Annotated in this window: 15 protein-coding genes; 6 read left to right on the top strand and 9 right to left on the bottom strand. The window is 73.5% G+C overall.

Going from position 1 to position 13,209, the window contains the following annotated elements; translation table 11 throughout:
* Positions 1-66: 66 nt before the first annotated feature.
* Together AC0VYM_RS12465 and AC0VYM_RS12460 are read right to left on the bottom strand one after the other, a co-directional pair.
* Entirely contained in the window at positions 67-981 is a 915-nt protein-coding gene (locus AC0VYM_RS12465; RefSeq protein WP_475462333.1) for an LLM class flavin-dependent oxidoreductase, read from the bottom strand.
* Between the two features lie 26 nt (positions 982-1,007).
* Positions 1,008-1,289 (bottom strand): GNAT family N-acetyltransferase, encoded by a 282-nt coding sequence (locus tag AC0VYM_RS12460; RefSeq protein ID WP_475462331.1) that lies wholly within the window; start codon positions 1,287-1,289, stop codon positions 1,008-1,010.
* Between the two features lie 147 nt (positions 1,290-1,436).
* Between AC0VYM_RS12460 and AC0VYM_RS12455 the strand changes: the two genes are divergently transcribed.
* The 4 genes from AC0VYM_RS12455 to AC0VYM_RS12440 are packed head-to-tail and all read left to right on the top strand — an operon-like array spanning position 1,437 to position 5,208.
* Positions 1,437-2,192, top strand: a complete 756-nt coding sequence (locus AC0VYM_RS12455; RefSeq protein ID WP_475462329.1) for an SDR family oxidoreductase — start codon at positions 1,437-1,439, stop codon at positions 2,190-2,192.
* A gap of 5 nt (positions 2,193-2,197) precedes the next feature.
* Positions 2,198-2,980, top strand: a complete 783-nt coding sequence (locus AC0VYM_RS12450; RefSeq protein ID WP_475462327.1) for an SDR family oxidoreductase — start codon at positions 2,198-2,200, stop codon at positions 2,978-2,980.
* On the top strand, positions 2,977-3,990 hold the full coding sequence (locus tag AC0VYM_RS12445) for a phosphotransferase family protein (protein WP_475462325.1): 1,014 nt from the start codon (positions 2,977-2,979) through the stop codon (positions 3,988-3,990). The genes AC0VYM_RS12450 and AC0VYM_RS12445 overlap by 4 nt, the downstream gene beginning before the upstream one ends.
* A gap of 6 nt (positions 3,991-3,996) precedes the next feature.
* Positions 3,997-5,208, top strand: a complete 1,212-nt coding sequence (locus tag AC0VYM_RS12440) for an acyl-CoA dehydrogenase family protein (RefSeq protein WP_475462323.1) — start codon at positions 3,997-3,999, stop codon at positions 5,206-5,208.
* Between the two features lie 106 nt (positions 5,209-5,314).
* On the opposite strand, the gene AC0VYM_RS12435 is transcribed toward AC0VYM_RS12440, so the two are convergent.
* Both AC0VYM_RS12435 and AC0VYM_RS12430 read right to left on the bottom strand, forming a co-directional pair.
* Positions 5,315-5,929: a TetR/AcrR family transcriptional regulator gene (locus tag AC0VYM_RS12435; RefSeq protein ID WP_475462322.1), complete on the bottom strand. Its 615-nt coding sequence runs from the start codon at positions 5,927-5,929 to the stop codon at positions 5,315-5,317.
* A 148-nt stretch (positions 5,930-6,077) separates the two neighbouring features.
* Complete coding sequence (locus AC0VYM_RS12430; protein ID WP_475462320.1) at positions 6,078-6,494, bottom strand: VOC family protein; 417 nt, start codon at positions 6,492-6,494, stop codon at positions 6,078-6,080.
* A gap of 75 nt (positions 6,495-6,569) precedes the next feature.
* Between AC0VYM_RS12430 and AC0VYM_RS12425 the strand changes: the two genes are divergently transcribed.
* The gene (locus AC0VYM_RS12425) at positions 6,570-7,169 is read left to right on the top strand and encodes a TetR/AcrR family transcriptional regulator (protein ID WP_475462318.1); all 600 of its coding nucleotides are present in this window, start codon (positions 6,570-6,572) and stop codon (positions 7,167-7,169) included.
* 55 nt (positions 7,170-7,224) lie between these two features.
* Complete coding sequence (locus tag AC0VYM_RS12420) at positions 7,225-7,809, top strand: GbsR/MarR family transcriptional regulator (RefSeq protein WP_475462316.1); 585 nt, start codon at positions 7,225-7,227, stop codon at positions 7,807-7,809.
* 2 nt (positions 7,810-7,811) lie between these two features.
* Here AC0VYM_RS12420 and AC0VYM_RS12415 read toward each other — a convergent pair whose 3' ends face one another.
* The 5 genes from AC0VYM_RS12415 to AC0VYM_RS12395 all read right to left on the bottom strand — a co-directional run bounded on the left by AC0VYM_RS12415 (position 7,812) and on the right by AC0VYM_RS12395 (position 13,167).
* Positions 7,812-8,618 (bottom strand): ABC transporter ATP-binding protein, encoded by an 807-nt coding sequence (locus AC0VYM_RS12415; RefSeq protein ID WP_475462315.1) that lies wholly within the window; start codon positions 8,616-8,618, stop codon positions 7,812-7,814.
* Complete coding sequence (locus AC0VYM_RS12410; protein ID WP_475462313.1) at positions 8,615-9,727, bottom strand: FecCD family ABC transporter permease; 1,113 nt, start codon at positions 9,725-9,727, stop codon at positions 8,615-8,617. The genes AC0VYM_RS12415 and AC0VYM_RS12410 overlap by 4 nt, the downstream gene beginning before the upstream one ends.
* A complete protein-coding gene (locus AC0VYM_RS12405) occupies positions 9,724-10,746 on the bottom strand; it encodes a FecCD family ABC transporter permease (RefSeq protein WP_475462312.1) in 1,023 nt (340 codons plus the stop codon). Before AC0VYM_RS12405 ends, AC0VYM_RS12410 begins: the two co-directional genes overlap by 4 nt.
* 14 nt (positions 10,747-10,760) lie before the next feature.
* Positions 10,761-11,786 carry an iron-siderophore ABC transporter substrate-binding protein gene (locus AC0VYM_RS12400; RefSeq protein ID WP_475462310.1) on the bottom strand — a complete coding sequence of 342 codons (1,026 nt, stop codon included), beginning with the start codon at positions 11,784-11,786 and terminating at the stop codon, positions 10,761-10,763.
* Positions 11,787-12,015: 229 nt separating this feature from the next.
* Positions 12,016-13,167, bottom strand: a complete 1,152-nt coding sequence (locus tag AC0VYM_RS12395) for an FAD-dependent oxidoreductase (protein ID WP_475462308.1) — start codon at positions 13,165-13,167, stop codon at positions 12,016-12,018.
* Between the last annotated feature and the right edge of the window lie 42 nt (positions 13,168-13,209).

Genomic DNA, 13,209 nt, shown 5'->3' with positions numbered 1-13,209 from the left:
ATTCACCATCGTCCGCTTTCCCCCGTTCCGGGTGGCCGTCCGGAACGGGGGGAACGGACCTCGGCGTCAGGACCGGGCCGCGCGTACCGCCTCCCGGACGGCGGGCGCCACCTCGGCGGCGAACAGTTCCACCTGCGCGGCCGAGTTCTCCGCCGGGCCGACCACGAACGTGTCCATGCCGTGCTCCAGGACGAACCCGGTGACCGCCTCCACCCACGCCTCCACCGGACCGCGCAGCGGGTCCCCCGGGGCGCCCTCGGCACCACGACCGGTGATCGTGCCCCACAGGTTGTACACGCGGCGCACGGACGCCGGGTCCCGGCCGGCCTCGGCCGCCCCCGCGTCGATCCGGGCGTGCGCCTCGGCCAACCGCTCCGGCCCCAGGTTCGCGTGGGAGACCACCCACCCGTCGGCGCTCCGCCCCACGGCCCGCAGCATCCGTGGACCGCCCACACCGAGCCAGATCCCCATGTCGTGCGCGGGGGCGGGCCCCGGCTTGACCCCTGCGAGCCGGTGGTACTCCCCCTCGAAGCGAACCGACCTCTGGCCGGACCACATCAGCCGGATCACCTCCATCGCCTCCAGCAGGGAGTCGGCGGCCTCGCGCGGGGTCCGGCGCTCGCCGCCCATCGCCTCGATCGCCTCCCAGAACGCCCCGGCGCCCAGGCCGAGCTCGAACCGCCCGCCGGAGAGCACGTCCAGGGAGGCCGCGTTCTTGGCCATGACGGCCGGGGGCCGCAGCGGCAGGTTGGCGACGTCGGGAAAGACCCGCAGCCGTTCGGTGCGGGCCAGCACCGTGGCCATCAGGCTCCAGGTGTCCAGGTGCCGCCGCTGGTAGGGATGGTCCTGGAACCCGGCGAACTCGAGACCGCCGCGCTCGGCCGCCTCGATCACCGACCAGGTCCGCCGCAGGGTGTCCGGGTCCGCGTCCGGGGAGGGGAAGACCCCGAAGGCGATCTCGCGCCCGTAGTCAGTACTCACGCTCGTGGCTCCTTTCCTCGGATCCCTCACCGGTACACGAGGTCGGCGTACTCGCGGTGGCGCCCGATCCACTCCTTGACGAAGGGGCACAGCGGGAGCACGGCCAGCCCTCGGGAGCGCACATCGTCCAGGGCCGCGCGGACCAGGGCGCCGCCCAACCCCCGCCCCTCGAAGGCGGGGTCGATCTCGGTGTGGGTGAAGGTGATGAGTTCGTCGGTGAGGATGTACTCCGCGTGTCCCGCGACCTCGCCGTCGGCGGTGACCTCGTAGCGGCGCCGCTCGGGGACGTCGGTGACCTCGGTGGCCATGGTGGAACCTCCTGTGTGCCCGGCACGGGCGATCGCGCCCGCGTCCGCGTCATTGTCCCCCGGCCTGCCCACGGACCCCTTGCGGCACGCGCCCCCACCGACATAGAGTCTCCGTGACATACCGACCAGTCGGTCTAGGGAGTACGCATGACATCGCGGTTCGGCGGGCGCACCGCCATCATCACCGGTGCCAGTCGCGGCATCGGCCTGGCCGTCGCCCAGCGGCTCGTCTCCGAGGGCGCCCGCGTGTGCGTCACGGCGCGCAAGCCCGAACCCCTCAAGGAGGCGGTCGAGGCCCTCGGCGGCCCCGAGCACGCCATCGGGATCCCCGGCCGGGCCCACGACCCCGAGCACCAGGACGCCGCGATCGCCGCCACGCTCGACGCCTTCGGCGGAGTCGACCTCCTCGTCAACAACACCGGCATCAACCCGGTCTACGGCCGCATGGTCGACCTCGACCTCGACGCCGCCCGCAAGATCTTCGAGGTCAACGTCCTCTCCGCGATCTCCTGGGTCCAGAAGGTGTACCGCGCCGGGCTGGCCGAGCACGGCGGCGCCATCGTCAACGTCTCCTCCGTGGCCGGGACCAAACCCGCCCCCGGCATCGGCTTCTACGGCGCCACCAAGGCCATGCTCACCCACGTCACCGAGGAGCTCGCGGTCGAACTCGGCCCCGGCGTCCGCGTGAACGGGGTCGCCCCCGCGGTGGTCAAGACCCGCTTCGCGGAGGCCCTGTACGAGGGGCGTGAGGAGGAGGTGGCCGCCCAGTACCCGCTGGGCCGCCTCGGCGTGCCCGAGGACGTCGCGGGCGCCGTCGCCTTCCTGCTCTCCGACGACGCCGCGTGGGTCACCGGCCGCACCCTGGTGCTGGACGGCGGCGTCACCCTGACCGGAGGGGTGTGAACGGCATGGATCCGAACGGCATCGGAGCCGTGGTCACCGGCGGTGGGAACGGGATCGGCGCGGCCCTCGCCCGCCGCCTGGCCGGATCCGGGGCGCGCGTCGTGGTCAACGACCTGGACGCGGACGCCGCCCGGGCCGTGGCCGAGGAGATCGGCGGGACCGCCGTACCCGGGGACGCCGCGAGCGAGGAGGGCGTGGCCGCCCTGGTCGGCGAGGCCGGGGAGCGACTGGGCGGGATCGACCTGTACGTGGCCAACGCCGGGGTCGCGGTCCACGGCGGGCCCGAGGCCCTGGAGTCCGACTGGGAACTCTCCTGGCAGGTCAACGTGATGGCGCACGTCCGCGCGGCCCGCGCGCTGGTGCCGGGGTGGCTGGAGCGCGGCCGCGGCCACCTGCTCACCACCGTGTCCGCCGCCGGGCTGCTCAGCATGCTGGGCAGCGCCCCGTACTCGGTGACCAAGCACGCGGCGCTGGCCTTCGGTGAGTGGATGTCGGCCACCTACGGGGACCGGGGCGTCACCACCCAGTGCCTGTGCCCCCTCGGTGTGCGCACCGGCATGCTCGACTCCACCGGGCCGGAGGGCCGCGCCATCCTGGCGGGTGAGGCCATCAGCGCCGAGGAGGTGGCCGAGGCCGTGATGGCCGGGCTGGCGGACGGGCGCTTCCTGATCCTGCCCCACCCCCGGGTCGCCGACTACTACGCGGCCCGGGCCACCGACACCGACGCCTGGCTGGCCGGGATGCGCCGCCTCCAGGCGCGGGTGTTCACCACCGAGGAGCGAACATGAGCGAGGCACTGCCCGGCCTGGACCTGGAACGGCTGCGCGCGCACCTGGACCGCGAGGTGCCCGGACTGGTCTCGGGGCCGCTCGCCGGGCGGGTGGTCGCCGGCGGGAAGTCCAACCTGACCTACACGGTCTCGGACGGCACCGGTTCGTGGGTGGTACGCCGCCCGCCGCTGGGACACGTGCTCGCCACCGCGCACGACATGCCCCGCGAGTACCGGGTGATGAGCGCGCTGAGCGGGACCGCCGTGCCGGTCCCGCGCACCCACCTCCTGTGCGAGGACACCGAGGTGCTGGGCGCGCCGTTCTACGTCATGGAGCACGTGGCGGGCACCCCGCTGCGCACCCTGGACGAGATCGCCCCGTTCGGCGCCACGGGGGTGCGCGCGCTCGCGGACGCGCTGGTCACCACGCTGGGCGAGCTGCACGCGGTGGACCCCGAGGAGGTGGGCCTGGCCGACTTCGGCCGCCCGGCGGGCTTCCTGGAACGCCAGGTGCGCCGGTGGAGCAGGCAGTTGGAGGCCTCGCGCAGCCGCGACCTCCCCGGGATCGACGAGCTCCGGGAGCGCCTCGCCGCCACCCTTCCCGAACAGGGCGCGCCCGCGATCGTGCACGGTGACTACCGGCTCGACAACGTGCTGGTCACCGAGGACGGGCGGCTCACCGCCGTCCTCGACTGGGAGATGGCCACCCTCGGGGACCCCCTCGTCGACCTGGGTCTGATGCTGGTCTACCGGGAGCAGCCCGTCACCGGCGGCCCGAGCCCGGCCACCTCCGCCAAGGGGTTCCCCTCCTCCCCCGAACTCGCCCGGATGTACGCGGCCGCGACCGGCCGGGACGTGTCCCGGCTCGGCTGGTACGTGGCCTTCGGCTGCTTCAAGCTCGCGGTGATCGCCGAGGGCATCCACTACCGGCACGCGCGGGGCCTGACCGTGGGGGCGGGATTCGACGGGATCGGGGACGTGGTCGTCCCCCTGGTCCAGCGCGCCCACTCCGTACTCAAGGAGGACTGAGGACCGATGGACTTCGCTTTCGACGCCAGGACCGAGGAGCTGCGCGCCCGGCTGCTGGCCTTCATGGACGAACACGTCCACCCCGCCGAGCCCGTGTTCGCCGCCCAGCTGGCCGAGCGCGCGGACCCCTGGTCCGCGCCGCCCGTGGTCGAGGAGCTCAAGGCCGAGGCCCGCCGACGCGGGCTGTGGAACCTCTTCCTGGCCGGACACCCCGAACACGGGGGGCTGCCCAACCTCCAGTACGCCCCGTTGGCCGAGATCACCGGGCGCAGCCCCCAGCTGGCCCCGGTGGCGCTCAACTGCGCGGCCCCGGACACCGGGAACATGGAGGTGCTGACGATGTTCGGCACCCCGGAGCAGAGGGAGCGGTGGCTGGAGCCCCTGCTGGACGGGCGGATCCGCTCCGCCTTCGCGATGACGGAGCCGGAGGTGGCCTCCTCCGACGCCACCAACATCACCACCAGGATCGTCCGCGAGGGCGACGAGTACGTGGTGAACGGCCACAAGTGGTTCATCACCGGAGCGCTCAACCCGGCCTGCGAGGTCCTCATCGTGATGGGCCGGACCGACCCCGACGCGGAGCGGCACCGGCAGCAGAGCATGGTGCTGGTGCCTCGCGACACCCCGGGGCTGCGGATCGAGCGCGGCATGAGTGTGTTCGGCTACGACGACAACGACCACGGCGGTCACGCGGAGGTGTTCTTCGAGGACGTCCGCGTGCCGGTCGGGAACCTGGTGGGGGGCGAGGGCGAGGGGTTCGCGATCGCCCAGGCCCGGCTGGGCCCGGGGCGCATCCACCACTGCATGAGGTCGATCGGCATCGCTGAGCGCGCCCTGGAACTGACCTGCAGACGGGTGGTGGAGCGGGTCGCGTTCGGTCGTCCGCTGGCCGAGCAGGGTGTGGTCCGCGAATGGATCGCGGAGGCCCGGGTCGCGATCGAGCAGCTGCGCCTGCTGGTGCTCAAGACCGCCTATCTGATGGACACCGTGGGCAACAAGGGGGCGCACACCGAGATCCAGGCGATCAAGATCGCCACCCCGCGCACGGTGGAGCGGATCCTGGACCGGTGCGTGCAGGCGCACGGCGCGGCCGGGGTCAGTCAGGACACGCCGCTGGCCGGGTGGCAGGCGGGGGTGCGCTCGCTGCGGCTGGCCGACGGCCCGGACGAGGTGCACCTGCGTTCGCTGGCCCGGGCGGAGCTGCGCAAGTACGCCTGACGGAGCGGAGTTCCCGGTGGCCGTGTGGGCGGCGCCGGTGAGGGCCGGGGGCGGCGTGCGCCCCGGCCCTCGTCGTGTCCGTGTCGTCCGCGGTACCCGCCGACGCTCAGGTCGGCGGGCGCAGACCCGCGACGAGCAGGTCCGCGAAGTGGCGGCCGACGTCGTCGCCGGTGAGTTCGCCGTCACGCCGGTACCAGGTGCCCAGGTGGTGCACGGAACCGAAGAAGTAGTCCACGACCAGGTCGGCGGGGACGTCGGAGCGGAAGACGCCCTCGCTCTGACCCTGCTCGATCATCGCGCGGAAGATCTCGTGGTAGGCGCGGCGTTCGGCCCGCACGCTGCGCTGCTTCTCCGGGGTGAGCTGGTGCATGGACCGGAAGAAGATCTTGGTGTCGTCCATGTTGGCGACGCTGGTGACGATGACGTCGGCGGCGGCCGCGTGGACCCGTTCGGCCACGGGTGCCTCGCGGGCGGAGATCTCCACCAGGTGTTCGGTCTGCATCCGCAGCACGCGGGCGTAGACCTCGTGGAGCAGGTCGTCCTTGGAGCCGAAGTAGTGGTACATGGCCCCCTTGGTGACGCCCGCCGCCGCCACGACCTCCTGCACGGAGGTGCTCTCGAACCCCCGCTCCGCGAAGAGCCTGGTGGCCGCCTCCAGCAGGCGTTCGGGCACGGTCCCGCGCCCGGCTCCGACCTCGGCCGTCCGCCGTCCTCGCGCCATGTCCCGCCTCACCTCGTGCCCCCGCGGTTCCCCCGGTGGGGGTGTCGACCACCGACCCCGCCAGCATACCGACCGGATGGTACCCCGTGCGTCGCGCACGGAGCGGGCCCGGGAACGCGGACGGGGCGCAAGGCGGCGGCCGGGCGCCTCAGTCGAGGAACCGCTCCGCGTACTCGTCGGAGGGGTCGATCGGGGTGATGACGTCGACCAGGACCCCGGCGGGGTCGGCCACGATGAAGTGCCGCTGTCCGAACGCCTCGCTGCGGAGGGTGAGCACCGGTTCCAGTCCGCCCTCGACCACCAGGCGACGCCACTCGGCGTCCACGTCGGCCACCTCGAGGTTGAGCAGCACGCCCTGGGCGGCGGGCGCCCGGTGGCCCTCGGGCAGGGTCGGGTGGCCGGCCGCGAGCAGTGCGAGTTCGTGGGCGGGCGGGCCGGGGCGGCGCAGGCTCACGTACCAGTCCGCCACGAAGGTGTCCTCGAAGCCGAACCAGCGCGTGTAGAAGGCGTGGCTCTCCTGGAGGCGGGGTGTGCACAGCACGGGATAGAAGCCGCTGAGGCGCATGGGCGCTCCTTTCACATACCAACGGTATGTCGAGTACGCTATTCACGTACCGTCGGTATGTCAACAGGAGGACCAGTGACCAGGGACACCGGGGCCAGGGCCGAACAGCGGGAGCGGACCAGGCGGGCCCTGGTCCGCGAGGGACGCCGCCTGTTCACCGAGCACGGGTACGGCGGCGTGGGGCTGGCCGAGATCGTGGCGGCCGCCCAGGTCACCAAGGGCGCGCTCTACCACCACTTCTCGGGCAAGACCGCCCTGTTCCGCGCGGTCCTGGAACAGGCCCAGGCGGAGGTGGGGGCCGCCGTGGCCGAGGCCGCCGACGCCCACGAGGACCCATGGGAGCGGCTGACCGCCGGGTGCCGCGCCTTCCTCACCGCCAGCACCGCCCCCGACGTCCGCCGCGTGATGCTGGTGGACGGCCCCGCCGTCCTGGGGTGGAGCGAGTGGCGCGCCCTCGACGAGGCCACCTCCGCGCGCCACCTGGCCGAGGCGCTCACCTCACTGGCCGAGGCGGGCGTCATCGCGCCGCGACCGGTCGCCCCGCTCTCCCACCTGCTGTCCGGGGCCATGAACGAGGCCGCGCTGTGGCTGGCCGACACGGGCACCGAACGCGACCTGGAGGACGTGTGGTCGGCCCTCGCGCACCTGTTGGAGTCGTTGCGCGCCACCCCCTGAACGGCCCTCCCGCAACCGGCGGAGAGCCGACCGTATGGGCGATATCGTGGCCCCCATGACGCAGGGGGCACAGGAGGAACAGGCGTTGGACGCGGGTGCGGTGGAGGAGGACGGGGACGGCGCGGAGGAGTTCCGCGACGACTTCGTCGGGCGCTTCGCCGCCTACTGGCAGTCCCAGGGGCGCCCCAAGGCCGAGGGCCGCATCGTGGGCTACCTGCTGGTGGCCGACCGGGACGCGGTCAGCGCCGAGGCCGTCGCCGAGGGCGCGGGGGTGAGCCGGGGCTCGGTCTCCCAGTCGGTGCGCCGCCTGCGCGAGCTGGGGTTCGTGACCCTCGTGGACGCCCCCGACAGCCGCTCACGGCTGATCAGCATGGACGAGGACGTCTGGGGCGGGTTCCTGCGCAACGAGCGCTCCTACCTGCGCCAGCAGCGCGACCTCGCCGCCTCGGCGCTGGAGCGGCTCCCCGATCTGGGCGAGTCCTCCCGTACCCGGCTGCACAACATGTACGACTACATGACCTGGCTGGACGGCTACCACGACGTGCTGCTGGAACGCTGGGAGGAGTACAAGGCCGCCCGCGGTCGGCGGACCCCGCCGGGTCCGGGGACCACGGCCCCGGCGCCACGGCCGCACCCCTGAGGTCAGGGGGCCGCGGGCACCCGCTCGTGCGGGATGACCAGCGGCGTCCCGGTCCGGGGGTCCGGCACCACGTCGCAGGCCAACCCGAACACCGACGCCACGCGTTCGGCCGTGACGACCTCCTCCGGGGTGCCGTCCGCGACCACCGCTCCCCCGTCCATCATCACCACGCGCGTGGCGAACCGGGCCGCCTGGGCCAGGTCGTGCAGGACGGCGACCACCGTGCGGCCGCCACGGTGCAGATCGGCGAAGAGCTCCAGCAGGTCGTACTGGTGCGCGATGTCCAGGTAGGTGGTGGGCTCGTCCAGCAGCAGCGTGCCGCTGTCCTGGGCCAGGACCATCGCCACCCAGGCGCGCTGGCGCTGGCCGCCCGAGAGCGACCCCACCTGGACGTGCGCGAGGTCGGTGAGCCCGGCCAGTTCCAGGGCGCGCGACACGGCGGTCACGTCCTCGGGGCTCCACTGCCGCAACAGGGTGTGGTGGGGGAACCGTCCGCGCGCCGCCAGCGCGCGGACGGTGATGCCCTCGGGCGCCAGAGGGCTCTGCGGCAGCAGCGCCAGCTGGCGGGCGACCGCCTTGGGGCGCTGCGAACGCACGTCGCGACCGTGCAGCAGCACCCGTCCGGAGCCCGGCTTGTTGACCCGCCCCAACGCCTTGAGCAGGGTGGACTTGCCACAGCCGTTGGGGCCGACGATCACGGTGAACTCACCCTGGGCGATGGTCAGGTCCAGGTCGCGCACGACCGGGTCCGCGCCGTAGCCCAGGGTGAGGCCCTCGGCGGCCAGGACCGGGACGGTCTCTCGGCTCACAGTCTTCCCTTTCGCCATTCACGGATGAGCAGGTAGCCCAGGTACACGCCGCCGAACGCCAGGGTGAGGACGCCGACCGGCAGGCCCTCGGCGATCGGCGCGTGCTGGACGGCCAGATCGGCCGTGACCAGGAGGAACGCCCCCACCAGGCCGGAGAGCGCCAGGTTGGGGCCGGGCGCGCCGCTGAGCCTGCGCGCGATCTGCGGCGCGGTGAGGGACACGAACGCGATCGGCCCGGCCACGCTCACGGCCGCCGCCGACAGCACCACGGAGAGGACGACCGCGGCGGTGCGGCTGCTGGCGGCCCGGGCCCCCAGGGAGTCCGCGAGTTCGTCGCCCATCTCGTTGACGGTGATGGGTCCGGCCAGGGCCACGACCACCGGGACCGCGAGCGCCAGGGTCAGCCAGATGGTGGTGGAGTGCTCCCAGGAGCGGGCTCCGAGGCTGCCGTTGACGTAGGCGGCCAGGACGCTGGCCTTGTCGCGGGCCATCACCGAGACCACGAAGTGGGTGAAGGCCTGGGCCATCGCGGCCACGCCGATGCCCGCGACGATCAGCCGCCCGGGGTCGCGCAGCCCCGTTCCGGTCACGGCGGCCACGACCGCCACCGCCAGGGCCGCTCCGGCCAGCGCTCCCAGGGGGACGGGCACGATCCCCGGCAGCATGAGCGCGGCGAAGGCCGCGCCCGCCCCGGCCCCCGCACCCAGCCCGATCACGTCGGGGCTGCCCAGCGGGTTGCGGGTCACGGACTGGAAGAGCGCGCCGGCCAGGCCCAGGGCGACGCCCGTGCCCACGGCCACGGACAGCCGGGGGCCGCGCAGCCGTTCGAGGGCGAAGAGGTGGGTGGCCTCTCCCTGGCCGGACAGGACGGCGGGCAGCTGTGTGAGGGGCACGCCCAGTCGGCCCAGGCTCAGGGTGGCGGCGGCCGCCGCGAGGAGGAGCGCCGACAGCAGGAGTCCCATCACCAGGGAGCGCCGGTGCAGAGGCAACGCGACATGGCGGCCCAGGCGCAGGACCGGGAACGGCGGTCGCGGGGCGGGGGCGGGGGCGGGTCCGCGCGCCGTTCCGGGGAGCGGCCGGTCCGCCGTGGTTCGGATCTGGTGGTTCACGTCCCCGTCCTCGACTTCCGGACCACGTACAGCAGCACCGGCGCGCCCACGAAGGCCGTGACCACGCCCACCATGAGCTCCATGGGACGCACCAGGGTGCGGCCCACGACGTCGGCCACCAACAGCAGGGAGGGGCCGACCAACAGGGCGAAGGGCACCTGGAGGCGGAAGTCCACCCCGACCAGGCCGCGCACCACGTGCGGGACGGCCAGGCCGACGAAGGCGATGGGCCCGGCCGCGGCGGTGGCACCCGCCGCGAGCACGGTGCCCGCGAGCAGCCCTCCCGAGCGCGCCAGGAACACGTTGGCGCCGGTGGCCACGGCCGCCTCCTCCCCCAGAGCCAGGGCGTTGAGCGAGCCCATGACCAGCAGCGCGAGCAGCATTCCCGCGCCGACCACCGGCAGCACGGCGAGGACCACGTCGTAGCCGCGCCCCGCCAGGGAGCCGACGACCCAGTAGCGGTAGCTGTCGAACACGTCCGGCATGTTCAGGGAGATCGCCTGGACGTAGGCCATGAGCACCGCGGAGACCACCGCCCCAGCCAGGACGAGGCGCACCATGCCGCCGTCTCCGCCACGGGTGCCCACCGTGTGGGCGGCCAACCCGGCCAGCAGGGCACCGGGCAGCGCCCACCACACGGTGGCCGAGGTGGAGGCGGGCCCGAGCAGTGCCGTGGCGGTGACCACGGCGGCGGCGGCGCCCGCGTTGACTCCCAGGAGACCGGGGTCGGCCAACGGGTTACGGGTCACCCCCTGCATGAGGGTGCCGGACAGGGCCAGCGCCGCCCCGGCCACGATCCCGAGCAGGGTGCGCGGGTAGCGGCTCTCGACCACCACGGTGACGTGGGGGTCGCCCTCTCCGAGGAGTACCTGCCACACCTCCAGGGGCGAGGTGGGTCTGCTGCCCGCCACCAGGCTGAGCAGGACCGCGCCGACCAGGACCGCCCCGGCCGCGACCAGGACGAGCGCGGCGCGGGCGGGCCCGGTGCGGGGCGGCGCCGCGGGTGTCTTCACGATCACGTCGCCGGTCCGCCTCAGTCGTCCAGGGTCTGGGCGGCCTCTTCGATGAGGGGGACGTACCGTTCGATGACCCAGGGCACGGTGAGCGGGTTGATCAGGGAGGAGGCGGTGACGAAGGAGTTGTCGTCGCTGGTGACCACGGAGCCGCGTTCGATGGCGGGGATGGAGCCGTACAGGTCCTGGGACTCGATCTCGGCGCGCGTCTCGGCGTCGGTGTAGAAGGTGAAGACGAGGTCGCTGTCACCGAACTGGTCGGCGTTCTCCAGTCCGACCAGGGCGGAGTCGGTGCCCTCGGTCTCGGGGAAGGTCTCCACGACCGGGTCGACCTGGAGTCCCAGGCCGCGGACCATGGCCACGCGCTGCTCGTCGGGGAGGAAGACGCCGAGCGTGCCGGGGCCGTCGGTGTAGACGTACGAGAAGGTGAGGTCGGCGAACTCGGGGTTCGCGGCGGCCGCCTCCTCGAACCGGCCCTCGATCTCGGTGACGAGTTCCCCGGCCTCCTCGGGCTGGCCGAGGGCCTGGCCGATGATCTCGATCTGCTCGTCCCAGTCGGTGCTCCAGGCGAGGTCGGGGTAGGCGACCGTGGGGGCGATGTCGGTGAGGATGTCGTACTGCTCCTGGGTCACCCCGGACCAGGGGGCGAGGATGACGTCGGGGGCGAGTTCGATGATCGCCTCGAAGTCGATGTCGTCGGCCCCGGCGAACTGCTCGGGCAGCTCCTCGCCGGACTCGGTGACGGCCTCGTGGATCCAGGGCAGGTACCCGGTGTCGTCGCTGCCCCACTCGTAGCTCTCGATACCGACCGGCACGGTGCCCAGGGCGATGGCGGTCTCGGCGGAGCCCTGGCCGAGGGTGACGACGCGTTCGGGGCGTTCGGGGATCTCGGCGGTGCCGAGGGCGCTCTCGATGGTGACGGGGAAGGTGCCGTCCCCGCCGCCGCCCGAGGAGGTGTCCTCGCCGTCGGTTCCGCAGGCGGCGAGGCCGAGGGCGAGGGCCGAGGTGAGTGCGATGCCGCCGACTCGGCGCAGGGTGGAGTTCATGCTCACTGCTTTCTTCGTCACGGGGAGCGGCCGCGTCGCTCTGGGCGGGCCGGATACGCGCAGGGGGAGGCCCCTCGAAGGAGGGCAGCGCGAAGAAGCCAACAAAACGGGAGAACCCCGACATCAAGCAAGGTTAGTCTAACCTCACTTGATGCCAATTCAAAAAATCTGAACCGGGAGGGGTCTCCCCTCCCGGTTCGGATGCGGCCGGTCACCCCCGGGGACGAACTCAGGGACGGCGGTCGGTGAGGACGTTGCTCACCCCGCCCAGGTATCCGATGAACTGACGGGTGGCCAGGGAGCCGAGCCGTTCGCGACCCAGGAACCGGGGCGGGGAGAACCGCGTGATCGCCTCCGCGCCCGAGGCCAGCGACGCAACGTGCACCGGCCCCCGCCGCACCGACTCGTACCGGCGCAGCGCGGCGGCGGGATCGGCCTCGGCGGCCTCGTCGGACAGGGCCAGGGTCAGCGCCCACGCGTCCTCCAGGGCCTGGTTGGCCCCCTGCGCGGTGGAGGACGCGAAGGCGTGGGCGGCGTCGCCCAGCAGCGTCGCCCCGCCCTCGCCCCAGACCCGGCGCACCCGGTGGCGCACGTGCTCGACCAGCCCGAGGTCGTCGTCCTCCGCGTGCTCCAGGACCGCGCGCACGTCGGGGTCGGTCCAGCCCTCGAACAGGCGGCGCAGCACGCCCACCGGGGACGCGGGCGCGGAGATGTCCGGCCGCCAGCGCACGTCGAACCACCACTGCACGAGACCGTCACCGGCGGGCATCATGCCGCACACGCCCTGACGCCCCTGGACCACGGCCGCGACCGTGCCCGACGCCAGGTCCGTGGGCACCCGGGTGAGCCCCCGCCAGCTGGCCCAGCCGGTCGGGCGGGCCGGGTCGCCCTCCCACAGCTCACGACGGGCGGCGGAGCGCACACCGTCCGCGCCGACGACCACGTCGCCGGTGGCGCTGGAACCGTCCCCGAAGAGCGCGCTGACTGTGCCGTCGGTGTTGACCCGCACCCGGGTGCACACGCGCCCGTACCGCACGGTGCCCTCGGGCAGTCCGTCCGCGAGGAGGGCGAGGAGCGCGCGCCGGGGCACGGTGCGGGACCCGAACCCGTAGTGCTCGCCCACCGCGTCCACGTCGAGCGTGTAGCGCGGGCGCCCGGACGGGTCACGGTTCTCCAGGCCGTCGAGGCGACGGCCGATGCCCCCGGACTCCACCCCCAGGGCCCGCAGGGCCGCGGTCCCGTTGGGGTAGAGGGCGAGCCCGGCGCCACCGGAGCGCGGTTCGGGCGCGCGCTCGTGGACCTCGACCGCGTGTCCGCTCCCGACGAGCCCCCGGGCCAGGGCGAGCCCTCCCACACCGGCTCCGACGATGACCACTCTCATGAAGGCCCCACTCCCGCTCGATCGGCTGACCCACACAGTACT

It is taken from the genome of Nocardiopsis sp. iso_237 (assembly GCF_056173345.1).
This window is presented reverse-complemented; position numbering and strand designations above follow the sequence as displayed.